The sequence below is a fragment of the Pseudonocardia yunnanensis genome (genome assembly GCF_039534065.1).
In the GTDB taxonomy this organism is placed as follows: domain Bacteria; phylum Actinomycetota; class Actinomycetes; order Mycobacteriales; family Pseudonocardiaceae; genus Pseudonocardia; species Pseudonocardia yunnanensis.
Map to the genome: position 1 here is coordinate 54,603 of NZ_BAAAUS010000024.1, position 25,667 is coordinate 80,269.

General features: G+C 71.8%; 25 protein-coding genes and 1 riboswitch. Of the genes, 9 read left to right on the forward strand and 16 right to left on the reverse strand.

Translation table 11 applies throughout. From position 1 onward, the window contains the following. Nucleotides 1–9 precede the first annotated feature (9 nt). The 3 genes from ABD743_RS21830 to ABD743_RS21840 form a co-directional block, all read right to left on the reverse strand. Nucleotides 10–777 (reverse strand): ABC transporter ATP-binding protein, encoded by a 768-nt coding sequence (locus ABD743_RS21830; RefSeq protein ID WP_344724005.1) that lies wholly within the window; start codon nucleotides 775–777, stop codon nucleotides 10–12. Next, nucleotides 770–1,558 carry an ABC transporter permease gene (locus ABD743_RS21835; RefSeq protein WP_344724006.1) on the reverse strand — a complete coding sequence of 263 codons (789 nt, stop codon included), beginning with the start codon at nucleotides 1,556–1,558 and terminating at the stop codon, nucleotides 770–772. The genes ABD743_RS21830 and ABD743_RS21835 overlap by 8 nt, the downstream gene beginning before the upstream one ends. Further along, complete coding sequence (locus ABD743_RS21840; RefSeq protein WP_344724007.1) at nucleotides 1,555–2,592, reverse strand: ABC transporter substrate-binding protein; 1,038 nt, start codon at nucleotides 2,590–2,592, stop codon at nucleotides 1,555–1,557. The genes ABD743_RS21835 and ABD743_RS21840 overlap by 4 nt, the downstream gene beginning before the upstream one ends. Beyond that, a riboswitch (TPP riboswitch) is annotated at nucleotides 2,584–2,696 on the reverse strand. It overlaps the preceding gene by 9 nt. A gap of 299 nt (nucleotides 2,697–2,995) precedes the next feature. On the opposite strand from ABD743_RS21840, the gene ABD743_RS21845 reads away from it, so the two are divergent. After that, nucleotides 2,996–3,472, forward strand: a complete 477-nt coding sequence (locus tag ABD743_RS21845; RefSeq protein ID WP_344724008.1) for a styrene oxide isomerase — start codon at nucleotides 2,996–2,998, stop codon at nucleotides 3,470–3,472. A 33-nt stretch (nucleotides 3,473–3,505) separates the two neighbouring features. Here ABD743_RS21845 and ABD743_RS21850 read toward each other — a convergent pair whose 3' ends face one another. The 4 genes from ABD743_RS21850 to ABD743_RS21865 all read right to left on the reverse strand — a co-directional run bounded on the left by ABD743_RS21850 (nucleotide 3,506) and on the right by ABD743_RS21865 (nucleotide 8,149). Further along, nucleotides 3,506–4,708 (reverse strand): ROK family protein, encoded by a 1,203-nt coding sequence (locus ABD743_RS21850; RefSeq protein ID WP_344724009.1) that lies wholly within the window; start codon nucleotides 4,706–4,708, stop codon nucleotides 3,506–3,508. Beyond that, nucleotides 4,705–6,183: a sugar ABC transporter permease gene (locus tag ABD743_RS21855; RefSeq protein WP_344724010.1), complete on the reverse strand. Its 1,479-nt coding sequence runs from the start codon at nucleotides 6,181–6,183 to the stop codon at nucleotides 4,705–4,707. The genes ABD743_RS21850 and ABD743_RS21855 overlap by 4 nt, the downstream gene beginning before the upstream one ends. Beyond that, nucleotides 6,183–6,956, reverse strand: a complete 774-nt coding sequence (locus ABD743_RS21860; RefSeq protein WP_241039348.1) for an ATP-binding cassette domain-containing protein — start codon at nucleotides 6,954–6,956, stop codon at nucleotides 6,183–6,185. The genes ABD743_RS21855 and ABD743_RS21860 overlap by 1 nt, the downstream gene beginning before the upstream one ends. A 77-nt stretch (nucleotides 6,957–7,033) precedes the next feature. Then, nucleotides 7,034–8,149 (reverse strand): sugar ABC transporter substrate-binding protein, encoded by a 1,116-nt coding sequence (locus ABD743_RS21865; RefSeq protein ID WP_344724011.1) that lies wholly within the window; start codon nucleotides 8,147–8,149, stop codon nucleotides 7,034–7,036. Between the two features lie 287 nt (nucleotides 8,150–8,436). On the opposite strand from ABD743_RS21865, the gene ABD743_RS21870 reads away from it, so the two are divergent. After that, nucleotides 8,437–10,128 (forward strand): CocE/NonD family hydrolase, encoded by a 1,692-nt coding sequence (locus ABD743_RS21870; RefSeq protein ID WP_344724012.1) that lies wholly within the window; start codon nucleotides 8,437–8,439, stop codon nucleotides 10,126–10,128. A gap of 262 nt (nucleotides 10,129–10,390) precedes the next feature. Further along, entirely contained in the window at nucleotides 10,391–11,638 is a 1,248-nt protein-coding gene (locus ABD743_RS21875; protein WP_344724013.1) for a glycosyltransferase, read from the forward strand. 46 nt (nucleotides 11,639–11,684) lie between these two features. Here ABD743_RS21875 and ABD743_RS21880 read toward each other — a convergent pair whose 3' ends face one another. The 4 genes from ABD743_RS21880 to ABD743_RS21895 form a co-directional block, all read right to left on the reverse strand. Beyond that, nucleotides 11,685–11,999: a nitrile hydratase accessory protein gene (locus tag ABD743_RS21880; RefSeq protein ID WP_344724014.1), complete on the reverse strand. Its 315-nt coding sequence runs from the start codon at nucleotides 11,997–11,999 to the stop codon at nucleotides 11,685–11,687. Between the two features lie 5 nt (nucleotides 12,000–12,004). After that, nucleotides 12,005–12,631 carry a nitrile hydratase subunit alpha gene (nthA, locus tag ABD743_RS21885; RefSeq protein ID WP_344724015.1) on the reverse strand — a complete coding sequence of 209 codons (627 nt, stop codon included), beginning with the start codon at nucleotides 12,629–12,631 and terminating at the stop codon, nucleotides 12,005–12,007. Then, complete coding sequence (gene nthB, locus ABD743_RS21890) at nucleotides 12,628–13,386, reverse strand: nitrile hydratase subunit beta (RefSeq protein ID WP_344724016.1); 759 nt, start codon at nucleotides 13,384–13,386, stop codon at nucleotides 12,628–12,630. Before nthB ends, nthA begins: the two co-directional genes overlap by 4 nt. Before the next feature lie 163 nt (nucleotides 13,387–13,549). Beyond that, nucleotides 13,550–14,074 carry a DUF1097 domain-containing protein gene (locus ABD743_RS21895; RefSeq protein WP_344724017.1) on the reverse strand — a complete coding sequence of 175 codons (525 nt, stop codon included), beginning with the start codon at nucleotides 14,072–14,074 and terminating at the stop codon, nucleotides 13,550–13,552. 153 nt (nucleotides 14,075–14,227) lie between these two features. Between ABD743_RS21895 and ABD743_RS21900 the strand changes: the two genes are divergently transcribed. Together ABD743_RS21900 and ABD743_RS21905 are read left to right on the forward strand one after the other, a co-directional pair. Further along, nucleotides 14,228–15,181 (forward strand): GlxA family transcriptional regulator, encoded by a 954-nt coding sequence (locus tag ABD743_RS21900; RefSeq protein WP_344724018.1) that lies wholly within the window; start codon nucleotides 14,228–14,230, stop codon nucleotides 15,179–15,181. A gap of 240 nt (nucleotides 15,182–15,421) precedes the next feature. Continuing rightward, the gene (locus tag ABD743_RS21905) at nucleotides 15,422–17,302 is read left to right on the forward strand and encodes an AfsR/SARP family transcriptional regulator (protein WP_344724019.1); all 1,881 of its coding nucleotides are present in this window, start codon (nucleotides 15,422–15,424) and stop codon (nucleotides 17,300–17,302) included. Between the two features lie 87 nt (nucleotides 17,303–17,389). Here ABD743_RS21905 and ABD743_RS21910 read toward each other — a convergent pair whose 3' ends face one another. Next, the gene (locus ABD743_RS21910) at nucleotides 17,390–18,265 is read right to left on the reverse strand and encodes an EamA family transporter (protein WP_344724020.1); all 876 of its coding nucleotides are present in this window, start codon (nucleotides 18,263–18,265) and stop codon (nucleotides 17,390–17,392) included. A gap of 287 nt (nucleotides 18,266–18,552) precedes the next feature. On the opposite strand from ABD743_RS21910, the gene ABD743_RS21915 reads away from it, so the two are divergent. Further along, nucleotides 18,553–18,738, forward strand: a complete 186-nt coding sequence (locus tag ABD743_RS21915) for a DUF7455 domain-containing protein (RefSeq protein WP_241039338.1) — start codon at nucleotides 18,553–18,555, stop codon at nucleotides 18,736–18,738. A gap of 99 nt (nucleotides 18,739–18,837) precedes the next feature. On the opposite strand, the gene ABD743_RS21920 is transcribed toward ABD743_RS21915, so the two are convergent. After that, complete coding sequence (locus ABD743_RS21920) at nucleotides 18,838–20,550, reverse strand: DEAD/DEAH box helicase (RefSeq protein ID WP_344724021.1); 1,713 nt, start codon at nucleotides 20,548–20,550, stop codon at nucleotides 18,838–18,840. 259 nt (nucleotides 20,551–20,809) lie between these two features. Here ABD743_RS21920 and ABD743_RS21925 point away from each other — a divergent pair, with 259 nt between their 5' ends. Then, complete coding sequence (locus ABD743_RS21925) at nucleotides 20,810–22,498, forward strand: PHA/PHB synthase family protein (RefSeq protein ID WP_344724022.1); 1,689 nt, start codon at nucleotides 20,810–20,812, stop codon at nucleotides 22,496–22,498. Nucleotides 22,499–22,513: 15 nt separating this feature from the next. Here the strand turns inward: ABD743_RS21925 and ABD743_RS21930 are convergent, their stop codons facing one another. Together ABD743_RS21930 and ABD743_RS21935 are read right to left on the reverse strand one after the other, a co-directional pair. Further along, nucleotides 22,514–23,176 carry a class I SAM-dependent methyltransferase gene (locus tag ABD743_RS21930; protein WP_344724023.1) on the reverse strand — a complete coding sequence of 221 codons (663 nt, stop codon included), beginning with the start codon at nucleotides 23,174–23,176 and terminating at the stop codon, nucleotides 22,514–22,516. A gap of 10 nt (nucleotides 23,177–23,186) precedes the next feature. Then, nucleotides 23,187–23,435, reverse strand: a complete 249-nt coding sequence (locus ABD743_RS21935; protein WP_344724024.1) for a DUF3039 domain-containing protein — start codon at nucleotides 23,433–23,435, stop codon at nucleotides 23,187–23,189. A gap of 67 nt (nucleotides 23,436–23,502) precedes the next feature. On the opposite strand from ABD743_RS21935, the gene ABD743_RS21940 reads away from it, so the two are divergent. Together ABD743_RS21940 and ABD743_RS21945 are read left to right on the forward strand one after the other, a co-directional pair. After that, nucleotides 23,503–24,405 (forward strand): pseudouridine-5'-phosphate glycosidase, encoded by a 903-nt coding sequence (locus ABD743_RS21940; RefSeq protein ID WP_379659274.1) that lies wholly within the window; start codon nucleotides 23,503–23,505, stop codon nucleotides 24,403–24,405. Next, on the forward strand, nucleotides 24,402–25,283 hold the full coding sequence (locus tag ABD743_RS21945) for a carbohydrate kinase family protein (protein ID WP_344724025.1): 882 nt from the start codon (nucleotides 24,402–24,404) through the stop codon (nucleotides 25,281–25,283). Before ABD743_RS21940 ends, ABD743_RS21945 begins: the two co-directional genes overlap by 4 nt. On the opposite strand, the gene ABD743_RS21950 is transcribed toward ABD743_RS21945, so the two are convergent. After that, complete coding sequence (locus ABD743_RS21950) at nucleotides 25,270–25,584, reverse strand: DUF3099 domain-containing protein (RefSeq protein ID WP_344724026.1); 315 nt, start codon at nucleotides 25,582–25,584, stop codon at nucleotides 25,270–25,272. The two genes, ABD743_RS21945 and ABD743_RS21950, sit on opposite strands and share 14 nt — an antisense overlap. Between the last annotated feature and the right edge of the window lie 83 nt (nucleotides 25,585–25,667).

Sequence of the window (25,667 nt, forward strand, 5' to 3'; positions counted from 1 at the left end):
CGAGCACGGTCACCGGGAACCGTTCCGCAGCACCGTGAGCAGTTCCTCCTCGATCGCCGCGAATTGCGGAGAGGTGATCAGCCCGATCTCGCGCGGCCGGGGCAGGTCGACGCTCACCTCGCGCCGCACGTGCGTGGGCCGCGGCCCGAGCACCAGCACACGGTCGGAGAGGAACACCGCCTCCCGGATGTCGTGGGTGATCAGCAGCACCGTCCAGCCGAATCGCGTGCGCACGTCGTCGAGCCAGGTCTGCATGTCGGTGCGGGTGAGCGAATCCAGCGCACCGAACGGCTCGTCGAGCAGCAGCACCGCGCGGTCCTGCACCACCGTGCGCAGCAAGGCGGCCCGCTGGCGCATCCCGCCGGACAGCTCGTACGGGTGGGCCGACTCGAACCCGGACAGGCCGAACTCGGCGAAGAGCGGCCGGGCCCGCTCCCGGGCGGCCCGCCGGGACATCCCGGCCACCTCCAGACCCAGCGTCGTGTTGTCCAGGACGGTCCGCCACGGGAAGAGCAGATCCTGCTGGGGCATGTACGCGAAGGGGTCGACGCGGCCGGTGGCGTCTTCGCCGTCGACGAGGACCCGGCCGGAGTCGGGCCGTTCCAGGCCCGCGATCACGTTGAACAGCGTGGACTTGCCGCAGCCGCTCGGCCCGATCACGGAAACGAACTCACCGGGCGCCACGTCGAAGGTCACCCCGCCGAGCACCGGGAGCCCCGGGTAGGCCTTCCGGAGATCGTCGAGCACCAGCTTGGTCTCGTGGCCGCCCTCAGGCATGACGACGCTCCTTCCCGTGCCACGGGATCACCAGCCGTTGCACGACGTAGGTGAGGACGAACAGCGCGATGGACAGCAGCGCCGTCACCACCACCGCCGCGAGCACGAGATCCGTGCGGAAGGAGTTCTTCTGCAGGCTCATGAAGATCCCGAGCCCGGCCGTCGCACCGACGTACTCGGCGAAGATCGCTCCGGTCACGGCGTAGGTGATGCCGATCCGCAGCGCCGTGAAGAACGACGGCATCGCCCCGGGCAGGCGCACGTAGCGGAACTGCTTCCAGCGCGACGCGCCCATGCTGCGCAGCAGGTTGGTGGCCTGCCGGTCGGTGGCGGCAAACCCCTCGATCAGCCCGACGGCGATCGGGAAGAACGTCACGAGTGCGATCACCAGCACCTTCGGCAGCAGGCCGAACCCGAACCAGATGATCAGCAGCGGCGCGATCGCGATGATCGGCAGCGTCTGGGACGCCACCAGGAGCGGGGTGAGCGCGCGTCGCAACCACGGGGAGAAGTCCACGGCGATCGCCAGAGCCCAGCCCACCGCCAGCGACACCCCGAACCCGACCGCCGTGACCTGCAGCGTCGGCAGCGTGTTCTCCCACAGCTGCTCGCGGAACGCCCAGCCCTGCGTGGCGACGCGCAGCGGCGAGGGCAGCACCTGTGGCCTGACGCCTGCGGCCGTGACGTACCACTGCCAGGCGATGAGCCCGAGCGCGACGAGGACGAGCGACGGTACGACGGCCGAGGCCGTGCGCCGTCCGCCCGTGCGTGGTGCGCTCATGGCTTCGCCAGGTACTGGTTGGTGAACCAGGTCGAGAAGTCCGGCCGCTGGGTGACCGGCTTCCCGTCCGGCCCGGTGAGCACGCCGGAGTCGAACACCCACCCCGAGAAGCCCGACCACTCGTCCAGCGTCTGCTCACCCACCTTGCCGGACGCGTCACGGAGAAACTGGTCGGCGAGCATCTGCTGGCTGCGCATGACGAGCTCCGGCTCGGTGAACACGCCCGGGTTGGCGTCCATCAACAGTTGGGCGGCCTTGGCCGGGTCGTCCGCGCCGAGCTGGTAGCCGCGCTGCGCCGCCTGCACGAACTTCGCGGCCAGGTCGGGGTGGGCATGCAGCCAGGGGCTGTTGCCGATCAGCAGCACGTTGTAGGCGTCGGGGAAGCCGTAGTCGGTGTAGGCGAAGGTCTTGAGCGGCTGGCCGTGCAGCTCTGCCTCGATGCCCTCCCAGGCCATGAACGGCTCGGTGAAGTCGACCTGCCCGGCGTAGAGCGCCTCGTACGCGGAGGTGCCGAGGACCACCGTCGTGAAGTCGCCCTTGCCCCCGGCGTCGCGGATGACGGCCTGCATCTTGGGCTCCTCCCCCGGCCCGCCGAACCCGCCGTAGGTCTTGCCGTCGAGATCCTTCGGGGAGGTGATGTCGGCCCGGTCGGCCTTCACCGCGATCCGCGTGGCCCAGTGCTGCAGCACCGCCATCACGGAGGTGATGTCCGCGCCTGCCGCCTTCGAGAAGGTGAACGAGTCCTGGAAGCTGATGCCGAAGTCCGCTGCTCCCGACGAGACGAGCGTGTCGGGCGAGGTGTTGTTGTACGGGAGGAACTGCACGTCCAGCCCGGCGTCGCGGAACCAGCCCTCCTGCTGCGCCACGTAGAGACCGGTGTGGTTGGTGTTGGGTGTCCAGTCCAGAGCGACCCGGATCGTCTGCTCGCCACCGGTCCCGCCCGCTCCCCCGGCGCCGCCTGCGCACCCGGCCAGCACGAGCAGGAGCACGGCTGCCAGGACGACGGAGATCCGTTGCGAACGTACGCCGATCACGAGGTTCCTCCCTACGCCGGAATTAACCGGGTCAGGTTCGAACGGTCGGCGGCCGGTCCTGCCGCCCTCTCAGCCTCGGATCGTGGGCTCCCGCGGGTCTCCGGGATGATACGCGGCGCCGAAGATTCACGCATACGACGCCCATCCCGGGTGGTTCGTCCGGCCAGGTTCTCGGTTGTGGCATCGACCCCACCCCGGGCCCGATCTCTGCCGGTACGTTCGTCCTCAGGTCGGCCACCGCGCATCGGCACGGCGGAGGGGCGCCGCAACTGATCAGCGTCGTCATGCGCCCGACCGCCGCGACCGTGGCGCCGGGCCGCCGAGTCGTGTCGGCCCGGACGACTCTCGCTTCATCGAGTCGTGATCGACCACACCACACTCTGATCTTCACGAGGAGACCTACATGCAGTCAGGTGACCGGCGAATGATGTGGCACGGCATGTTCCTCTTTCTCATCGGGCTGGTGACCGGCCTTCTCGAGCGCCGTTTCAAGAACATGCGAATGGGAGTGTCCGCGCATCTGGAGGGCGTGATGAACGGCACCTTCCTGATCGCGCTCGGCGCTGTCTGGGGCTACGTCAAACTGCCGCGGCGGGCAGACCAGGCGGCCCGAGCGTCAGCTCTCTACGGCACGTACGGCAACTGGTTGTTCACCACCCTCGGCGCGGCGCTCGGCACCGCCGCCGCGAATCCGATCTCGTCGGCGGGCCACACCGGAAAGCCGTGGCAGGAGAAACTCGTCGGGGCCGGATTCCTGAGCATCGCCATCTCGATCATCGTTTCCGCGGTGCTGACCCTGTTCGGGCTCGGCCGGAAGGCGCCCACTGCGGAGAAGTCCGGCGGGGAACAGGATTCGACGCCGGCCCGTCGAGTGGCGTGAACCTGGCCGTTGGATCGCGGACCGCGCCGCCGCTCAGACCGCTACGAGGACCGGTTCGAAGGCCAGTTCGGCAGCGCCGACCAGCTTCGCGTCACGGCCGAGGGGGCTCGTCTCGATCCGCGTGCCTCCCACCGCGCGGCTCACGAGGCTGCGCTCGTGCACCATCGTCCGGACCTTCGCGACCACGGCCGGGGGCAGCGCCGTGAACAGGTCACCGAGCACCACCAGCTCGGGCGCCATCATGTTCACCACCGTGATCAGCCCCGTGGCGAGCCATGTCGCGAAGTCGTCGAGCCTGCCGGGCTGCTCGGCGCCCTCGAGTGACCGGAGCTCCGCCACCACCACGCCGCGGGGGGCGTCCTCGGGGAGCCCGAGCGCCCGGCACAGCGCCGCCTCCCCCACCTCCGTCTCCCAGCAACCGCGGGACCCGCAGTAGCAGGGCCGCCCGCCGGGCCGGACGACGAGGTGCCCGATCTCGCCGACATAGCCGCGGGTGCCGCGCAGGGGACGGCCCGCGGAGATCACGCCGCCGCCCACCCCCTTGTCGGCGGAGATGTAGACCAGGTCGTCGACGTCACGTGCGTCCCCACGGACGTGCTCGGCGAGGGCCCCGAGCTCGGCGTCGTTCGCCACCTGCACGGGGACCTTCAGCACCGCGCCGAGCCTGCGGCCCAGTGCGACGTCACGCCAGCCGAGGTTGGGCGCCTCGTGCACGAAACCGTCGTCACTGCGGACCACACCCGGCACCGACACCCCCACCCCCTGGGCCGTGACGGCCAGCTCCTCGGAGAGCAGCTGAGCCGACTCGGCGACGTGGGTGATCACCTCGCCCGGCGTGCGGGTGCGGTGGTGCAGGTTCCAGCTGTGGCGCCCGAGCATCTGTCCGCCGATGCCGACCATCGACATCGACACCTGCTCCACCCGCACGTCCACGGCCAGCACCACGGCGGCCTCCGGCTCGGGGAGCACCATCAGCGACGGACGTCCGGCGCCGTTGCGCTGCACCGGTAGTGCCTCGGTGACCACACCGGCCTCGGCGAGGCCGTCGACCACCGCCTTGATCGTGCTGCGGTTGAGCCCGAGCTCGCTGGCGAGGGTGGCTCGCGTGCACGGACCGTCGACGTGCAGGCGCCGCAGCAACGCTGCGCGGTTGTGCCGCCTGGCCTCGTCCGGCCGGGCGCCCGCGGTGGCGGCGGACGGACCGCCGCCACCGTCGCCGCCCCAGGTGCGGTTCACCTGGTGGCGACCGCCGAACGCCGCCGCGACAGCACGTCCACACCCGCCGCGAGGAGCAGCACGATCCCGTTGACGAGGAAGACGACGGACGCGGGCTGGCCGAGCAGGCCCAGTCCGTTGTTCACCGTGGCCAGCACCGCACCACCGATCACCGCGTTGCTCAGGCGCCCACGGCCACCGAACAGCGACGTCCCGCCGATCACGGCCCCACCGACCGCGAACAGCAGCGTGTTGCCGCCACCCGCGCTCGGCGACACCGAGCCGACCTTCGACGAGTAGATGATCGCGCCGATGGCCGCGAAGGCCGTGGAGATCACGAACACCGACGCCCGGATGCGGACCACGTCGATGCCGGCGCGGCGCGCGGCCTCACGGTTGCCACCGACCGCGTAGACGTGCCGGCCGAAGCGCGTGCGGTCGAGGACGTAGGTACCGACGACGAGCAGCACGAGCACGATCGGCACCACGTAGGGCACGCCCGAGATCACCAGCTGGCCCGGCGAACGGTTCACGGTCAGCAGGTAGGTCGCCACCGCGGCGAGCACGACCACGGCGCCGGTCTTGATCAGGACGAGACCCGTCGGCTGGGCGACGAGACCGAGCCTGCGCCGGGAGACCTGACGGTTGAGCATGACCGCGGTGTAACCACCTGCGGCCACGACGAACAGAATCCAGCTGCCCAGTGTCGAGAGGTTGCCGTTGGCCACCGCGTTGATCACCGGGTCGCGTAGCCCGAGCGTGCCGCCGTCGCCGATGAGCTGCAGGATCACGCCCTGCCAGGCGATGAACAACGCCAGCGTCACGACGAACGACGGCATGCCGACCTTCGCGACGAGGAAACCGGTGAGGCAGCCGATCACGACGCCCACCAGCACGGCGAGCAGCATCTCGAGCCACGGGTTCGGGGCGAACCCGATGAGAAGAAGCAGCAGCGCTCCTGCGGAGGCCACCGCACCCGCCCAGATCCGCAGCAGCACCGCCAGCACGATCGCGACGACGATCACCGCGGCGAACAGCAGGAAGACGGGCGTGCCCATCGCGCCGAGCAGGTTGCCGTGGCTCACCAGGTGCAGCGCCATCACCGCAGCGGTGAGCCCGGACGCCGTGCCGGCCGCCAGGTCGATCTCCCCGGTGAGCAGGACGAACACCAGTCCCATCGCGATGATGGTCTGCCCGGCGCCCTGCTGGAGGAGGTTGGCGAGGTTCAGCAGGCTCGGGAACGTGTCCGGCGCGAGCACCGTGAACAGGATGAAGAGCGCCAGCAGGCCGAGCAGGGCCGGTAGGGCGCCCAGGTCGCCGCCGCGAAGGTTGGTCAGGTAGCCACGGATCGCCTCGCCCGTGCTCCGCGCCGTGGTGTCGATGCCGAAGTCGGCCGCTCGCGAGGAGGCGGGCGCGGCCCGCTCGGCCGCGCTCGCCCCGCTGCTCGGGGCAGCCTTCTCCGTCTGGGCCTCGGGGCCCTCGGTGGGTGCCGTCATCAGACCGTCACGCTCTCGGGTCGCTGCAGGCCGAGATCCCCGGAACGGCCCGCGGTGATCAACTCGACGGCCTGCGTGTTGGTGATGTCCTTGGTGGGAACCTGGGCGACCATCCGGCCCAGGTACAGGGTGGCGATGCGGTCGGAGACCTCGAAGACGTCGGCCATGTTGTGGCTGATCAGCACGACACCGAGGCCTTGCTCGGCGAGTCGCCGGATGAGGTCGAGCACCTGACGGGTCTGGGCGACGCCCAGCGCGGCCGTGGGCTCGTCGAGCAGCACGACCTTGGAGTCCCAGAGCACCGCCTTGGCGATGGCGACGGTCTGGCGCTGTCCGCCGGACAGGGCCGCCACCGGCATCCGCACGGACGTCACCGTGCGCACCGACAGCGACGCGAGCGTGCGCCGGGCGGCCTGCTCCATGTCGGCCTCGTCGAGGAGCCACGACTTGCCGCGCTCCCGGCCGAGGAACATGTTCTGGACGATGTCGAGGTTGTCCGCCAGTGCGAGGTCCTGGTAGACGACCTCGATGCCGAGCTTCGAGGCGTCGGTGGGCGCGTTGAGCGTCACCGGCCTGCCCTCGAAGAGCACCTCGCCACTGTCGATCGGGTGGATGCCGGCGACGCACTTCACGAGCGTCGACTTGCCGGCACCGTTGTCCCCGACCAGCGCGGTGACCTCACCGGCGCGGACGGTGAGGTCGACGTCGTGCAGCACCTGGACGGCGCCGAAGCTCTTGTTCACCCCGCGCAGCTGCAGGATCGGATCAGTCATACGGGCACCTCCGGTGCCCGTGGGCGGATACGAGTGTCAGGGGGCCCCACTCGTATCCGCCCACGAGGGGTCGAGGGTTACTTGATGCCGAGCTGGTCGCAGGCGGCCTGGGTGGCCGCGACGCAGATCTCGGAGGCCTTGACGGCTCCGGCGTCGACCACGGACTTCACGTTGTCCTTGGTGATGAGCTGCGGGGTCAGCAGCACCGACTTCACGTCGCGGTTGCCCGTCGGGTCCTTCTCCGTCTGGGTGGCGATCGCGTCGGCGGCGGCCGTGTCACCCTTCGCGAGGGCGGCGGCGAGCTTGGCCGTGGACTCGGCCTCCTGGTCGATCGGCTTGTAGACCGTCATGTACTGGTCGCCGCGCAGGATGGCCTGCAGGCCGTCGGGAGTGGCGTCCTGGCCGGTCACCGGCACCTTGCCGTTGAGGCCGTACTTGGTGAGCACGGTGATGATCGCGCCGGCGAGACCGTCGTTGGCCGCGACCACGCCGTCGACCTTGCCGCCGTTGCTCGTGAGGATCTGCTCGAAGGTCGTGCCGCCCTGCTGGTTGTCCCAGTTGTCGATGGGCTGCGACTGCACCAGCTTGAGGGCGCCGTCGCCGTACATCGGCTTCAGCACGTTCTGCTGGCCGTTGTAGAAGAGGGTGGCGTTGTTGTCGGTCGGCGCACCCTCGATCTCGATCACCTGGGCGCCCTGCTTGCCGCTCAGCGCCTGGGCGAGACCCTGGCCCTGCAGCTCGCCGACCTTGGTGTTGTCGAACGAGACGTAGTAGTCGCTGGTGCCGCCGAGGTTGAGGCGGTCGTAGTCGATCACGGGGATGCCCTGGGCCTTGGCCTTCGCGGCCACGGCGGCACCGGACTCACTGCTGATCGAGGCGATGACCAGCACCTTCACGCCGCTGGAGATCATGCCGTCCGCTAGGGTCGAGAACTTCTGCTCGTCCCCCTGCGCGTTCTGGATGTCGGCGTCGAGCCCCTGCGCCTGCATCGCTGCGGTGAGCAGCGGCTTGTCGAAGCCCTCCCACCGGGCGGAGCTGGCGGTCTCCGGGAGGATCACGCCGACCTTCGTCCCGCCGGTCGGAGCGGAGCTCGAGGGGGGCGCCGACGGGGCGGCGGCGTTCTGGCCGCATGCTGCGAGCGTGAGGGCGAGCCCCAGCCCCGCGGCCGCGAGCGCGGCTCTCCTGATGCGCATGGTCGTCCTTCCACATCGTCGGGGATCCCCGCCGGATGCGGGGAAATGTTGCGACGAACAACGTATGTCGCTCAATGGAGTGGCGCCAAGCACACTGGATCGTTTAAGTGATCACTGTGAGGTCACAGTTTCGTGACGGCGACCCCGATTTGTTGCGACCGTCACCGTAAAGATCTTGGTTTCGGTGACCGTCGGCTCGTTGTCGACCGCTGGCCCGCCACCGCTCTCCTGCGGTACACACGACGCCGCCCCTGCGACGGGATCACCGGTTCACCACGAGGAGAGCGATGACGACGACAGCGCAGCCGAGCCCGGTCACGAGCCCACCCGGGCGCGCCGCGCGACTCGTCGACCGGGTCGTCTCCGCACTGCTGCGGCGGCCGGAGGAAACGGGCTACGCGGTGACCCGCGGCCTGCGCGTCCCGATGCGCGACGGCGTGGAGCTCATCGCCGACCACTACGCCCCCACCGAGTCGCCCGGGAACGGCACGGTGCTGGTGCGCGGCCCGTACGGCCGGAGCTCGTTCTTCGCCCTGCTCTCCGCCCGCATGTACGCACTGCGCGGCTACCACGTGCTCCTGCAGAGCTGCCGGGGCACCTTCGGTTCGGGCGACACGTTCGCCCCGATGCAGCACGAGATCGCCGACGGCCACGACACGGTGGGCTGGCTGCGGGAGCAACCCTGGTTCGACGGCAGGCTCGCCACACTCGGACCGTCCTACCTCGGGTTCACGCAGTGGGCGCTGCTCATGGATCCGCCGCCCGAGCTCCGCACGGCCGTGATCAGCATGGGCCCGCACGACTTCCACCGCGCGGTGTACGGGGCAGGGGCGTTCTCCCTCGCCGACTTCTTCCGGTGGAGCGAGATGGTCGCCCACCAGGAGGACACCGGCTTCCCGGCCGCAGTCGTGCGGGGCGTGACCGCGGGGCGCAGGCTTCGGCCCGCGTTCCACGACCTGCCCCTCGTCGCGGCCGGGGATGCGCTGTTGAACGGCCGCGCGCCCTGGTACCGGGAGTGGGCGTCGCGACCGGAGGCGAGCGACCCGCTCTGGGCGAACATGCGGCTCGACGCGGCGCTGGACCGGGTGCAGGTGCCGGTGCTGCTCGTCGGCGGCTGGCAGGACCTGTTCCTCGACCAGACCCTCGACGGGTACGAGCACCTGCACCGCCGCGGCCTCGACGTCGCCCTCACCGTCGGCCCGTGGACGCACACCGACCTCATGGGCAAGGCCGGCGGCACCATCGGCCGGGAGACCCTGGACTGGCTGGGCGAGCACCTCGCCGGCCGCCCGGGCAGGCGCAGGCCCGCCCCCGTCCGCATCCACGTCGGCGGTGCCGACGGCGGGTGGCGCGGCCTGCCGGAGTGGCCGCCACCCGCGAGCGAGCAGGTGTTGTACCTGCAGCCCGCCGGGGGGTTGGGAGCGCGTGAGCCGGCCCCGGGCGCGGCCGCGGCCACCTTCACCTACGACCCCGGCCACCCCACGCCTGCCCTCGGCGGCCGGATCCTCACCGGAGCGAACGGGGTGCAGGACAACCGCGCCCTCGAGGCCCGGCCCGACGTCGCCACCTTCACCGGGCCGGTGCTCGAGACGGACCTGGAGGTCGTCGGCCGCCCGGTCGTCGAGCTCGCGCACACCAGCGACAACCCCCACGCCGACGTGTTCGTGCGGATCTGCGACGTCGACGCCAAGGGCCGGTCCCGCAACGTCTCCGACGGGTTCGTGCGGCTCGGCCCCCCGGATCCGGCCGAGCAGGAGCCGGCCGGGCAGGTGGTGCGAGTGACCCTCGACGCGATGGCTCATCGGTTCGCGGCGGGGCACCGGATCCGGCTGCTGGTCGCCGGCGGCGCTCACCCCCGCTTCGCGCGCAACCTCGGCACGGGTGAGCCCGCGGAGAGCGGCACCGCCCTGCGCCCGTCGCACCGGACGATCGGTGTGGACGGGCGGTCGCGGGTGGTGCTCCCGGTGGCGCCGCGCTGACTCGTCGCGCGTCACCTGCGGGTCACCCGAGAATTCCTGAACTCAGTTGCGAAACGAATTCGCACACGTCTCGTGTCGGCGCTGGTAGCGGCTTCGGTGGGCGCGGCGTCGGCGTCCGTCCACAGCGGACGACGAATGGAAAGCGGAGTACCCGCCTCTTCCCACTTCAACTTATAGCTCACCGGGGGGCTTGCGGCAAGACCCTGGTCCTGCCGCAGAATCGCCGGCCGAAGCCAGAATCCAGGGAAATGCGAGTTGCGAAATGCGTGTGTTGTTGATGACGTACGGGTCGCGCGGGGACGTCGAACCGATGGTGGGGCTCGCGGTGCAGTTGCGGGCGCTCGGCTCGGAGGTGCAGGTGTGCGCGCCGCCGGACTTCGCGGAGCTGCTGAACGGTGTCGGCGTCCCACTGGTGCCGATCGGCCGGCCGGTACGCCCGACGGTGAAGGGGGCGGTGACCGGGACGGCGCCGCTGCCGGCGGAGGGCCTGTCCCAGCGCGCCGCCGCGTTGACCGCCGCGACGTACGACGCTGTCGCCGCGGCGGCCGAGGGATGTGATGCGGTGGTGGCGACCGGCTTGATCCCGGCCGGGGCCGGCGCGCGTGCGGTGGCCGAGAAGCTGGACATCCCCTACGTGTGGGTGGCGTTCTTTCCGTCCTACCTGCCATCTCCGCACCACCCGCCGCACGCGTGGCCGGGCCGGCCGCTCCCACCGGAGGTGACCGACAACCGCGTGCTGTGGAACCTGAACACCGAGAACGTGAACGCGCTGTTCGGCGAGTCGATCAACACCCACCGGGTGTCGATCGGCCTGCCACCGGTGGACAACGTCCTCGACCACGTCCTCACCGACCAGCCGTGGCTGGCGGCGGACCCGAGCCTGGGCCCGTGGCTGGAGCCTGCGGACCTCGACGTGGTGCAGACCGGCGCGTGGATCCGGCCGGACGAACGCTCCCTCCCGGCCGATGTGGAGGCGTTCCTGGACGCCGGCACACCACCGGTGTACGTGGGCTTCGGCAGCATGCCCATGCGCGACTCGGACGGCGTCGCCCAGGCAGCCATCGAGGCGGTCCGCGCGCAGGGCCGCCGCGTACTCGTCTCCCGCGGCTGGGCCGACCTGGCCCTGATCGACGACCAGGACGACTGCTTCGCTGTCGGCGAGGTCAACCAGCAGGCACTGTTCCGTCGGGTGGCCGCCGTCGTCCACCACGGAGGCGCGGGCACGACGACAACCGCCGCCCGGGCCGGCGCGCCTCAGGTGGTGGTACCGCAGATGGCGGACCAGCCGTACTGGGCCGCCCGGGTGGCCGCCCTGGGCATCGGCGCGGCACACGACGGTCCGACTCCGACCACCGAGTCCCTCTCGGCCGCGCTCACGACGGCCCTGGCCCCCGAGACCCGCGCACGAGCGACCACCGTGGCCGCCTCGATCCGCACCGACGGAACGACGGTGGCCGCGACGCGGCTGCTCGACGCGGTCAACCGGGAAAGGCCGCCCGTGTCCGCGTGAACCACGCGGGTTCGTCGAGCCGGGAAAGTGCCCGGCGCCGGGCCTGCTAGGGGTGGGAGTCGCGGTCCTCGGGGTTGACGTAGCCGTCCTCGAGAATGCCGTGCTCGCGCACCACGGCGCCGAGTGCCGCCACCCAGTGCTCGTAGTACTCCCACCGGCCGCGGGCGTCGGTGGGTGCGTCCTCCCACGCTCCGATCTTCGTGATCAGCTCCTGCTGGAAATCGACCCACGGATAATGGCCGAACTCCGACAGCGCGACCGCGAGGCCGAAAGCGCGCCGCTGCCATTCCTCGTCGAACACGGGCTGGTTGCGATCGGTGACACAGGACGGGTGCAGCTTCACCGGGCTCACGTCGGTCATCCCGCTCACCGTCCGGCCGGGGAGTCGGCGAGCGCGACGCCGATCATCGACTCGGTGGTCACCAGTTCGGCGAGATGGGCTTCGGACATCCCCTCCGTGCCCGCCGGCCGCTCCGGCACGACGAACCAGCGGGAGTGGCCGCTGGAGTCCCACACGCGCACCTCGGTGTCGTCGTCAAGTGCCACGCCGAGCTCCGCCAGGACCTTGCGCGGTTCCCGGGCTGCGCGCGCCCGGAAGACCGGATCCTTGTACCAGTAGGGCGGCAAGCCGAGCACCGGCCAGGGGAAGCAGGAACACAGCGTGCAGATCACCAGGTTGTGGACCCCCGGCTCGTTGACGACGGCGGCGATGTGCTCACCCTCGGCGCCCGACATGCCGTCGGGCAGGTCGAGCTCGGCGACGGCGGCGGGGGTGTCGGCGGCGAGCCTGCGCGCGAACTCCGGGTCGGTCCAGGCCCGGGCGACGATCTTCCGGCCGTTGAGCGGGGTCATCTCCGACTCGAAGTAGCCGAGCACCTTGTCGACGGTGCCGCTCGTGATGACGCCTTTCTCGATGAGGAGCGCCTCCAGCGCACGCACCTGCGCTGCGCTGGTCTCCTCGCGGTCACTCGGGTAGCCGAACTGGGCGGTCACTGCTGTCCTTCCTGGTCGGCAGGGGCGAGGTAGGTCTCGTAGAGCTCGGCGTACAGCCGGCCCCCGGTGGGTTCGGCGGCGGTGCCCCACACCCGCGCGGGATCGAAACGGACGATGTAGACCGCCATCGGCTCGCCGAGGCCGTCGGGGCCGGTGGAGTGGAAGTAGCGGTAGCTGCCCTCGAAGACCCGCTCGACGGTGCCGCTGCATCCGCGCAGGTATCCCGGCAACCGGGTGTGGGCGACCGCGGGCGGATTGCGAACGGTCACGTGAGCTCCCACGGCGAAGGCCGGGTCCGCCGGACCGCGCCGGGGCGAGTCGCCCTCGCGCAGGTACCGGACGACCTGGTCGTCGACGGCGGGGTTCTCGCCGGACGGCAGCGGCGCGGCGGGGTCCTCCCGGAAGCGCTTCGTCGCGGCGTCGAGCTCCTCCGGGGTGAGGTATCCCTTGTCGAGCAGGTAGGCGGTGATTCCGCCGAGCCACTTCTCGTAGTAGCGGTACTGGAAGTAGGCGAACGGGTTCATCGCCTCAGCGCCGCTGCGCAGATCTGCCCAGGTCCAGGTGCTGGCGAACGCCGTCGGAACGGCGTCGATGTCGTACTCGGGTAAGGCGTCGCGCAACGAGCGGGACAACCCCATCATCGCGGCATGGATGCCGAATATCCGCTTCTCCCATTCCTGGACGAACACCCGCTTCTCGAAGTCCAGCGGGCCGTCGAGACCTTCCAGTCCGCCCAGTTGGTGCTGAAGCTTCACATGCACCCCATTTCCGTTTCCGCACTACTCATCGCGAGAATCGTTTCACGCCGCACGGAGGCGGGAGGTCGCTTCCATCGGACGTGATCGGCGCAGATCCGGTCACGAACGGCCGCGACGAACGCCCGATTCTTCTCGTCATCTCCCGGGCTCCGGCGCCACGTCATCCCGAGACCTCCGGTGACGGCTCCGCCCGGTTCGCCTGCTCCGCCGAGAGCACCTGCGCCACCCGCTCGGACACGATCCCGAACAGGCCACCGAGCACGAGGGCGACCGCGGCCATGAGCGCCGGGTTCCCGATCGAGGCGGTCAGGACCCCGCGTCCGGTCACGGCGACGGTGCCGACCGTGGAGGCGAAGCCCCAGACGATCGCCGGGATCGCCCCGAGCAGCGATGCGCGCGACACCAGCACCATGGCCGCACTGCCCGCCCCCACCGCCACGGCGGTGAGCAGCAGGCCCATGCCGAGGCCCTGGCTGACCATCAGGGTGACCGTCGCGATCACCAGCCCGGTCAGGTTGCTCACGACGGAACGCACGAGCCCCTTCATGCCTCCACCGAGGATGAAGAACGACGCCCACGCGATGAAGACCACCCACACCGGAACAAGCACGACCGCGCCGGTGAGCAGCACCGCGACGGCCCCGAGCACCCCGATGCTCAACGCGAGTGCATTCTTCCCCGACATCCGCACTCCCCTTTCCTCGTCGACGCGATCGTCGGAAACGGCCGTTTCATCCGCGTGACAAGGCCGCAACGGTCGCCGCAACGACGGCCAGGAATGCCTCGGATCCGGCCACAGCCGGCCGGGGGGTCACCGATCCCCACATAGGCTTTCGCCATGCCCATCACCCCGGCGAACCGGCGGCGAGCTGTCGTCGTCCTGGTCTTCGACGGTGTGCGGCTGCTCGACGTCACCGGCCCGCTCGAGGTGTTCGACGTGGCCCGGTCGATGGGAGCGCCCTACGACGTCACCGTGTGCTCGCCGGACGGCGCGGACGTCACCACGTCCGGCGGGCTGCGGCTCGGAGTCACCTGCCCGGCGCGCGCGGCCGGCCGCGTCGACACGCTCGTGGTGCCCGGTGGGGAGGTCCTGGTGGAGGCCGGGCCGCCCGCCGGGTTGCTGGATGCGATCCGGCTGCTCGCCACGGGCGCGCGGCGCGTGACGTCGATCTGCGCAGGGTCGTTCGCCCTCGGCAGCATCGGGCTGCTGAACGGGCTGCGGGCCACCACCCACTGGCGCCACACGGCGACCCTCGCGCGCCGCTTCCCCACCGTCACCGTGGACGAGGAGTCGATCTACGTCCGCGACGGCCGGGTCCTCACCTCCGCGGGCGTGTCCGCCGGGATCGACCTCGCGCTCGCGCTCGTGGCGGAGGACGAGGGTGACGTCCTCGCCCACCGGATCGCGCAGGACCTCGTCCTGTTCATGCGCAGGCACGGAGCACAGCCGCAGCTGTCGGTGCCGGCCCGTACCGCCCGGCCGCGGCGCAGCCTGCTCCGCGACCTGTGCGATCGCATCGCCGCCGATCCCGCCGCCGACCACAGCCTCTCCGCCCTCGCCCGGCACGCCGGGCTGAGCGTTCGGCACCTGAGCCGCCGGTTCAAGGAGGAGGTCGGCTGCACGCCCGCGGAGTACGTCGCCTCGGTACGGGTGGAGGCGGCCTCGGCGCTCATCCTCTCCGGCGAGAGCATCGCTTGCGCAGCACGGCGCAGCGGCCTGGGCAGCGAGGAGACACTGCGGCGGGCCCTGCGCCGTCAGCAGCGCGCGCCGCGGCTCGGCTCGACGGGCTGAGCACCGCGGGCGACTCGATCCGCCGTTCGGCCCACCATCCGGCCCGGACCGTCGTGACACTCGGCACAGCAGACCGCCCTCCGGGCCCGCCGACCTGGGGCATCGCCGTCACCGCGCCCGTTTCGTGCAGGCCCGGTGAACAGAGGTCACCGCCCCGGCCGTAGTGCCGATGAGGGGCCGCGTGGCGCGCACCACTGGTGGGGGCGGGTGCGTCGCGCGAGAACGGGGAGGGACACGACAGTGGACCCAGCACTGAGATTCGCCCTGCTCGGCCAGGTGCGGGCGTGGCGGGGCGACCTGGAGATCGATCTCGGGTCCCGCCAGCAGCGGGCCATGCTCGCGGTACTGCTACTGCGCGAGGGGCGGCCGCTGCCGGTCGACGAGGCCGCGCGCGAGCTGTGGGGCGACGACGTCCCCCGGGGAGCGGCGAGCACGATCCGCACGTACGTCTACCGGCTGCGCCGGATCCTCAGCGGCGGCGGGCCCGGCCTCATCACCTCGACCGGGGGCGGCTACGTGCTGGCGGTGGACCCACTCGCGGTGGACGTCGGCCGCTTCCGCCACCACCTCCACAAGGCGCGCGAAGCCCTCCGCAGCGGCGACGCGTCGAGCGCCGCGGCGGGGCTGCGGGCCGGGCTGGCGCTGTGGCAGGGCACACCGCTCAGCGGCGCGGTCGGGCCCGGTTCCACCGCCCATCGGGTGCAGCTGGAGCAGATGCGCTCGGCGGCGGTGGTGGACGAGCTGGCGGTGTCCATCGAGCTGGGCTGCCACGTCGAGGCGGTGTCCGAGCTCACCGCGCTGGTCTCGCGGCACCCGCTGCGCGAGCGGCTGTGGGAGCTGCTGATCCTGGCGCTGCACCGGTCCGGGCAGCGGGCCGAGGCGCTGGAGGCCTACCGGGACATCCGGCGGCTGCTGCGGGACGAACTGGGTCTCGAGCCGGGCGCGGGCCTGCGCGAGCTGCACGCCGGCATCCTGGCCGGCGACGGGTCGCCCACAGCCTCGTTCACGGAGCCGGTCGCCACGCCGACGCCCGCACAGCTGCCCGCGGACACGGCGGACTTCGTCGGGCGCTCCCCCGAGATCGCGTGGATCACCGACCGCCTGCTGTGCCCGGACGGTCCGGCGCTCGTCGGGATCACCGGCTTCACCGGCATGGGCAAGACCGCATTGGCGACGCACGTCGCACGGTCCGTGCGCCACCACTTCCGCGACGGACAGCTCTTCGCGACGCTCAGCAGGCCGGGCTGTCCACCCGTCGACCCGGGCGAGATCCTCGCCGGGTTCCTCGCAGCCTTCGGAATCGGCCGGGATCGGCTGCCGGCCGCGGTGGGCGAGCGCAGCGCGCTGTGGCGCACCCTGCTCACCGAACGCAGGATCCTGGTGGTCCTCGACGACGCCGACAGCAGCGAACAGGTGCTGCCGCTGCTGCCCGCCGCGCCGTCCTCCGCGGTGATCGTGACGAGTTGGCGGCGCCTGATGGATCTCCCCGGGCTGCGTTCGGTGGCAGTGGGCCCGCTCGCCGACGAGGACGCACTGGCGCTCTTGGGACGGCTGGCGGGTCATGAGCGCCTCCGGGCGGAGCCCGGCGCCGCGGAGGGGATCGTCGCCGAGTGCTCCGCGCAGCCGCTCGCCGTGCGGATCTCGGCCGCGCGGCTGCTCGCGAGGCCGCGGGAGACGGTGCACGAGGTGCACCGGCAGATCCGCGAGGACTTCGCTTCGCCGGTGCTGCTCGACGAGGACCGCAGGGCCGCGAGCACCCGGTTCGAGTGGGCGATGAGCAGGCTCGCCCCCGAGCTGGTCGCGGCCTGCAGGCGGATAGCGCTGTGCGACCACGACCTGCTGGACGTCCCCGCGGTGGCGCCCCTGCTCGGCGTGGAGGGCACGGAGGCCCGCCGGATCCTGGAGGCGCTGGTCGGCGTGCACCTCCTGGAAGCGGTCGGCGGAGGCCGGTACCGGTTCCTCACGCTCGTGCGGGCCGAGGTCCGGCGGCAGGCCCTTCGCCCCTCGGGCGTGTCGCCTCGAGCCTCGGTAGATGACTTCCCTGTTGCGCACGCCGCTTCCACGGCTGCTTCATCTGCTGGCGCGCTGCCGCTCACCGCTGCACGGGCGTGTCGCCGATGATTCATCCATTCGGCGGCTGATCACGCAAAACCCGACAAACCGGTCACTCTTGGTTACCGTTCGGCGATTCACTCTTCGTAACCAAAATCAGCCGCCGCCGACCGCTGCCGGTTCGTCACCTTCCCGTGACCGGAGCGCGACCGCCAGGATCACCGCAGCGATACCGACCGCTTCCTGAATACCCGGAATCTGGCCTAATCCGACCAAGCCCACGACCGTGGCGGTGGCAGGCAGTAACGCCAGCAGCACCGCGAACCGGGCCCTGCCCAGCCTGCGCAGCACCACCTGGTCGAGCACGTAGGGCACCACGCTGGCCAGCACTCCCACCCCGAGACCGAGAAACAGGACCACGGGGTCGAGCAGTGCTCCGGGGCCTTCCGGACCACCGAACAGGAGGAGCGGGGAGAACGCCACAGCGGCCACGGTGAACCCCACCGCGAGGTCGTCGAGGCCGTTGCCGGACCTCGCCACCCGCTTGCTCAGCAGGATGTAGGTGGCCCACAGCGCCGCGGCCCCGAGCGCCCACAGCACCCCCGCAGGGCCGCCTGACCAGCGCACATCCGCGATGAGCAGCACACCGGCGGCCGCCAGCACCACCGCGCCGAGATCACGTGCGCCGCGCGACGCCACCGCGGCGACGGCCACCGGTCCGCAGAACTCGATCGCCACCGCGGTGCCGAGGGGGAGCCGGGCGATAGCCTCGTAAAATGTGACGTTCATCAACGCCGTGGCCAAGCCGAGCGCCACAGCCTGGCGAAACCGCGGCCCACGCCATGCGCTGAGAGCCGGGCGGCGCCAGGCGAGGAGCACAACCGCGGCCCCAATCATCCGTAACATGGCGACAGCGGACGGCGACAATCGGGTGAACAGCCCCACCGCGAGGGCCGCTCCGACATACATCGAGAGACCCCCGACGACGAACAGTGCTGGCGCCGGCACCCGGTTGCGCACACTGGACGTCATGTGCAGAGAGTAACCGCCACGCCAAGAGTGTTAACACGCGCCATCTTGCGGTGTCACGCCAGGCACCGCATCATTCACTCCAAGTCAACTGAATCTGCGGTAGTCACCGAGGCGCCACCGCTAGGACCACTCGACCGACCACGCTCGGTCACGTGACTTCTATTGCGGGGCAATCGGGGAACACGTGCAGGGTGCAGTACGTCTGAGAGTGTGGACGCACCGCGCGAGCGGTCGTCACAGCAAGCGGCGCCGGAGATCATCCGGCGTCGAGACGGAGGGAGACCGCTATGCAGCCAGGAACCCTGACCCGGCCCGAGTTGACCGCCGCTGACCGCTGTGACCGATGCGGAGCGGCCGCAAAGGTTCGGGCTGTGTTGCCGTCGGGCGGCGAGTTGCTGTTCTGCGGTCACCACGCAAGGGCGCACGCCGACAAGCTCCGCGAACTGGAGATCGACGTGCAGTCAGGCAGTTGACAGGGGCCGGCTGAGCCGGCCCTTTCAACAGCGACCTACAACGGGGCGGGAACCTCAGGTTCCCGCCCCGTTGTCGTGTCCCGGGCCGCCTGCTCCCCGTCAGCGCCAGGATCGCAGCGTGGCGATGCGCTCCTCGAGCTGCTCGATGCTGGCCATCGCGGTGGGCGGTCCGCCACACAGCTTGCGGAGCTCGTTGTGGATCATGCCGTGTGGCTTGTTCGTGCGGTGGTGGTGCAGAGCGACGAGCGTGTTGAGCTCCTTGCGCAAGGCGCCCAGCTGCTCCCGTACCGACAGCTGAGGCCGTTCGGCGGGCGGGGCGGGCGGGGGCGGCGGCGCGGCCGCCTGAGCGCGCTGCGAGCGACTCATCCAGTCCTTCTGGCGCTGGCTGAGCAGCGTGCGCACCTGCTCGGGCTCGAGCAGCCCGGGCAGGCCGAGATAGTCCTCCTCGTCGGCCGAGAACGAACGGCCTTCGTAGATCAGCTGGTCGAGCTCGGCCTCCGCCCCCAGCGCGGTGAACGCCTTCTCGTCCTCGCCCGGCTCGTCCTCCTGGCGCTGCGCCTGGGCGAGCAGCTCGTCGTCCCACTGCTCGTCGGCGCGATGCGGCTTGCCGAGCACATGGTCACGCTGGGCCTCGAGCTCGCTCGCCAGGCCGAGCAGCACCGGGACGCTCGGCACGAACACCGATGCGGTCTCCCCCTGCCGCCGGGACCGGACGAAGCGACCGACGGCCTGGGCGAAGAACAGCGGGGTGGAGGCACTGGTCGCGTAGACGCCGACCGCGAGCCGCGGGACGTCGACGCCCTCACTGACCATGCGCACGGCGACCATCCAGCGGTCGTCCGACTCCGAGAACCGGGCGATCCGGGCCGAGGCTCCCTGCTCGTCGGAGAGCACCACCACGGGCGGCGTGCCCGTCACGTCGGTGAGGATGGCCGCGTAGGCGCGGGCCGTGGTCTGGTCGGTGGCGATCACGAGCCCGCCGGCGTCGGGCATCCCGCCTGCCCGGTGGCCGGTCAGCCGCTTGTCGGCTGCGGTCAGCACGGCCGGGATCCACTCGCCGCCGGGATCGAGCGCGGTGCGCCACGCCCGCGCGGTCTGTTCAGCGGTCATCGGCTCGCCGAGCCGTGCGGTGATCTCCTCTCCCGCGCTGGTACGCCAGCTCGAGACGCCCGAGTAGGCCATGAAGACCACGGGCCGGACCACACCGTCGGCGAGCGCCTCCGCGTACCCGTAGGCGTGGTCGGCCCTGCTGCGCAGGGCCCCCTCGGCGTCGGGCAGGTAGTCGACGAACGGGATGGGGTTGTCGTCGCTGCGGAACGGGGTGCCCGTGAGCGTGAGCCGACGGGTGGCCGGGTCGAACGCCTCCTTGACCGCGTCACCCCAGGACCGGGCGTCCCCGGCGTGGTGCACCTCGTCGAGGATGACGAGCATGCGGCGGTTCTCCGTGCGGGCCCGGTGCAGCAGCGGATGGGCCGCCACACCCGCGTAGGTGACGGCGATCCCGGTGTAGTCCGAGGACGTGCCACCGGTCGAGTTGCGGAAGTCGGGGTCGATCGCGATGCCGACCTGGGCCGCTGCGCCCGACCACTGGTGCTTGAGGTGCTCGGTCGGCGTGACGACCGTCACCGCGTTGATCACCCGGTCGGCGAGCAGCTCCGCGGCCACCCGCAGCGCGAAGGCCGTCTTGCCCGCGCCAGGTGTGGCGACCGCCAGGAAGTCACGAGGTGCCGAGGCGAGGTACCGGGCGAGTGCGCTGCGCTGCCAGGCCCGGAGCGGGCGCGACGAAGGAGCGATCTGCTGGGCCTGGGACACACAACTCCCTCAACGTCGCGCACGCTGTGCTCGGGATCGGCCCCGCACGGGCCCCCGCGTCGGCGCGGGCCCCAGGGCGGGGATCACGGCGGGTCCGGCCGCCGACGGTCTTGGTCAGCGTAACGGGGCGGAGCCGCGCGACGCGCCGTGCCCCGCGCCGTGTCGGCGCCCGCGCGCTCGATGGTCGCCCGGGTGGTCCATCCTGTGTTCGCGACCCACCTGCCGGGACCAGGGCACTGCAGAATCACGAGGGGTGCAGATGACCAACGAGCATCGCGGCGTCGGCGGGGCGCGCCTCGACGCCGCCGAGGCCGCGCTCGGACTCGAGATGCTGTTCGCCGACGTCGCGTCCGCTCCGCTACGCCCGGATCTGCCTCTCGCTCCCGCGGTGCGGATGGCGACGGCGCTCGCCGGACGCCCGTTGACGGTGGCCCGCCGGGGCGCCGGTCTCGCCGCGGAGCTGACTCGGATCGGGCTGGGCCGCTCCACGCTGGCCCCCTCCGCACAGGACGAGCGCTACGCCGACCCCGCGTGGTCGGACAACCCGCTGCTGCGCCGCTTCGTGCAAGCCCACATCGCGGCCGGTGCCATCGCCGCCGACCTCATCGCGGACGCCCGGCTCGACGGCCCTGACGACGAACGGATCCGCGCCGCGGTCACCACACTCGTCGACGCCCTCGCACCCAGCAACACCCTGCTCAACCCGGCCGTGTGGCGGCCTGTTCTCGGCGGCGAGAGCGCGGTGCGCGGGGTGGTCCGCCGCGCAGGCGATCTCGCGGCGTCTCCCCGCGTGCCGGCCCCGCCGGGGGCCTGCTGCGGGTTCGAGGTGGGCACGGACGTCGCCGCCACTCCCGGTGCCGTCGTTCTCCGCACGCCGGTCGCCGAGCTGATCCAGTACCTGCCTCAGACCGAGGAGGTGCGCGACCTGCCCCTGCTGGTCGTGCCCCCGATGGCCACCCGGTACTACCTGGCCGACCTGGCGCCCAGGCGCAGCATCGTCGAGCACCTCGTCCGCGGTGGCCAGCAGGTGTTCCTCCTGTCGTGGCGCAACCCCGGCCCCGAGCACGCCGTCTGGGACCTCGACACCTACGGCCGCGCCGTCCTCGACGCGATCGACGCGTGCGAGCGCATCACCCGCACCTCCGGTACGTCGCTGATGGCCTTCTCCTGGTCGGGCGGCGCCGTCACCGCGATGCTGCTGGCGCACCTCGCAGCCATCGGCGCCCAGCAGCGCGTGGCCTCGGTGACGTTCGCGGCGTCCGTGCTCGACCAGGAGGACCACGGCACCCACGACACGGACGCTGCGCGTGGCGCCGTGGCGGCGTCGGCCCGGCTGGGCTATCTCGACGGCAGCGGCCTCGTGGCAGCGCTGGCCCGGCGGCAACCGGACGACCTCCGGCCCAACCGGGCGCCCCACCACGGCACCGGCCGGCCTGCGGCACCGGCACCGGAGGTGCTGTCCTGGCTCGCCGACACGGTCCGCGTTCCGGCCGCCCTGCACCGCGACCTGGTGGACGTGGCACAGGACAACGCGCTGGTGACGCCCGGGGCGGCCGCGATGCTCGGCACGGCGGTCGATCTGTCGAAGATCGACCGGGACACCTACGTCGTGGCCGGCGCCGGCTCGGACACGTGGCGGTCCTGCTACCGCACCACGGGGCTGCTCGGGGGCACCAGCCGGTTCGTGCTCTCCACCGGCGGCCGCGCGGCCTCGGTGGTGTGCCCGCCCGACGACCCCGACGCCGAGTTCCAGGTCGCCGAGACGACACCGCCCGACGCCGGGCGCTGGCTGGCCACGGCACGGCCGGTGGCCGGCTCGTGGTGGGCGGACCACCTCGCGTGGCTCGGCGAGCGCAGCGGCCCCCTGCGCGACGCGCCCCCCGAGCTCGGGGGGCGCGGGATGCACGCGGTGGCACCCGCACCTGGGGAGTACGTGCTGCAGCGGTGAGGCGGCACGAGCGGCTCAGGCCGCCGTGCACCCCCGGCCGTCGCTGTCGTCACCGATCCTGGCCACCGCGAGCCGGTACGACGAGCGCCGCGTGCCGCTCAGCGTGGTGAGCTCCATCAGCTCCACGCCGGCGTCGGCGAACGCCTTGCGGAAGTCGTCCTCATAGGTCACTCGTCCGAAGTGGATCGTCGTGACGTGGCGGACGAGGGGCTTCGCCCGCTCCAGCAAGCGGGAGCGGCGATGGTGGAAGGTTTGTGTGGCGAACAGCCTGCCGTCCGGCGTGAGCTGCGACGCCACGTGCGCGATGGCCGCGACCGGGTCGGGCAGCAGCATGAGACTGGCGCTGAAGTACGCGGCGTCGTACGGGCCACCGCGGTGGTCGTACACCGACGACAGCACCGGGGAGACCTGTGCGGACAGCTGCGCATTCGCCATCTCGGCGCGGCACCGCGCGAGGTAGTCGGGGTCGATGTCGAGCCCGACGATGTCGAGCCGCTTCGCCCGCACGAGATCCGCGCACCGGGCCAGCGCCGCGCCGGTGCCGATGCCCACGTCGAGCAGGCGCGCACCGTCAGGTAGGCGCGACAGAACCGCGCGGTACCAGTCGGTGGTCATTCCCGCCACGAGGCGGTCGTACAGCCATCCGCGCAGAACGCTGCGCACCGGCACCGTGCTCACCGCCGACCGATCAGGCGTCGCCGCCGGGCCGCAATGTGTCGAAGATCTTCTTGCAGTCCGGACACACGGGAGATCCCGGCTTGGGCGATCTCGTGACCGGGAACGTCTCGCCGCAGAGCGCCACCACCATGTTCCCCAGGACCGCGCTTTCCGCGATCTTGTTCTTCTTCACGTAGTGGAACATCTTGGGCTCGTCGTTGCCCGTGGTGTCGGTGCCCTCTGGGCGGGTCTCGACGTCGGGCAGCACCTGGGTGGCCATGTCGTCCATGATGCCGCACGTGCCGGTTCCCGTCTCCCCACCCGCCCCACCGCCCGCACCCGTCGCGATGGCGGCGGAGGTCGCCGACGCCGTTGCCGGCGGGCGTCCCGTCGTCGCGCTGGAGAGCACGCTGCTCGCGCACGGACTGCCGAGCCCACAGAACCGGGCCGCTGCCGACGAGCTCGAGGCAGCGGTCCGCCGCCACGGTGCTGTACCGGCCACGGTCGCCGTGCTCGACGGGGTGCCTCGTGTGGGGCTCTCCCCTGCCGAGCTGGACCGGGTGTGCGGCGGTGGGCTCGTGAAGCTGTCGGTCCGCGACCTCGGCGTGGCCGTCGGCCTGCGTCGAGACGGTGCCACCACGGTGGCGGCCACAGCGGCACTCGCGCAGGCGGTGGGCGTGCCGCTCTTCGCCACCGGAGGTCTGGGCGGGGTGCACCGCGGCGCCCGGGACAGCTGGGACGTCTCCGCGGACCTCGCCGCGCTGGCCGGCACGGGGGTGCTCGTCGTCTGCTCGGGGGTGAAGTCGATCCTGGACGTGTCCGCCACCCTCGAGGTGCTGGAGACGGCGTCGGTACCCGTGCTGGGCTACCGCACCGACGCGTTCCCCGGGTTCTACCGGCGCGACTCCGGCCATCCTGTGCCCTGGCGCGTGGACACCCCCGCCGATGCCGCCGCGGTGTGGCGCGCCCACCGCGCGCTGGGGTCGCCTGCCGGGATGGTGCTGGCCCAGCCCGTACCTCCCGGCGACGAGCTCGACGCCGGGCTGCACGACCGGCTGCTGGACGAGGGAATGGCGCTCGTGGCGCGGCGCGGGATCAGCGGCAAGGACGTCACGCCTGCGCTTCTGGAGCACTTCCACGCCGCCAGCGGCGGGGCGAGCCTGCGTACGAACCTCGCGCTCGTGCGGGCGAACGCGGAACTGGCCGCGCAGGTCGCCGTCGCTCTCGCCTCCGCCGGGCGGCACCCGTGAGCGCCGGGCGCCGCCCGCGGATCGTCGTGGTCGGCGACATCGGCGTCGATGTGCTCGTGGCACCGCGCACGCCGGCCGTCACCGGGGCGGACGTGCCGGCGCGGATCCGGACGGAGGGCGGTGGCGCCGGAGCGAACACCGCGGCATGGCTCGCCCACCTCGGTGCCGAGGTCACGCTGGTCGCACGGGTGGGTGCCGACGCCGCAGGCAGCGCGGCCGTGGCGGAGCTGTCCGCGACCGGCGTGCTGCCTGCAGTGACCGTGGACCAGGACAAGCCGACGTGCACCGTCGTGGTGCTGGTGGAGAACGGCGATCGCACCATGCTGTCGGATCGGGGCGCGGCGGCCCGCCTGCAACCGGCCGACCTCCCCGACCTGGACGGGGCCGACCACCTGCACCTGTCCGGCTACGTGCTGCTCGACCCGGCGTCCCGCCCGGCCGGGCTCGCGGCACTGGCCGCCGCCCGCGCGGCGGGGATGAGCACGTCCGTCGACCCGCAGGCGGCACCCGCGCTCACCGCGGAGTTCCGGGAGTGGGTGCGCGGGGTCGACCTGCTGCTGCCCAACGCCGACGAGCTCGACGCACTCGGCGGCTCCGCAGCGGACCTGGTCACGACGGGCACGGCGCGGGCCGTCGCCGTGACCGACGGGGCCCGCGGGGCCAGCTGGATCGACGTCGCAGGCCGCTGGCGCGCGCCGGCCCAGCCGGTCGACGCGGTCGATCCGACGGGCGCAGGCGACGCGTTCGACGCCGGGCTGCTCGTCGCGTGGCTGGGAGGCGCGGACCCCGCCGAGTCCTTACGAGCGGGCTGCGTGGCCGGAGCGGCCGCAGTGCGCCACAACGGCGCCCGGCCCCCGACGGCGGTCAGCCGTCGATGACCGGGTGGTCACGCGCCTCGACCTGGCGCCGCTCGGCCTTGTACCTGTTGACGGACTCCGTCTTCTTGGGCAGGCGGTCGTTGGCGATCAGGACAGCGATCCACGGCAGCGGAATGGACAGCACGAGCAGCGTGACCGCGAGCCACGGGATCTGATAGAAGACGGCCGCCAGCACCATGAGCGGGATGCGCATTCCCATCATGATCTTGTAGCGGCGCTTGCGGGTGGCCAGCTCCTCCTCGTAGGAGAGAGCGGCATCGGTGATCAGAACCGGCTCCACCGCGCGGTGCGGATCTGCCACGGGAACTCCCCAATTGGCCGCGACGGCGCCAGCACCCGGCGGTGCCGACACCGAGCGGTGGCCCGGCCGCTGGCCCTTCATCC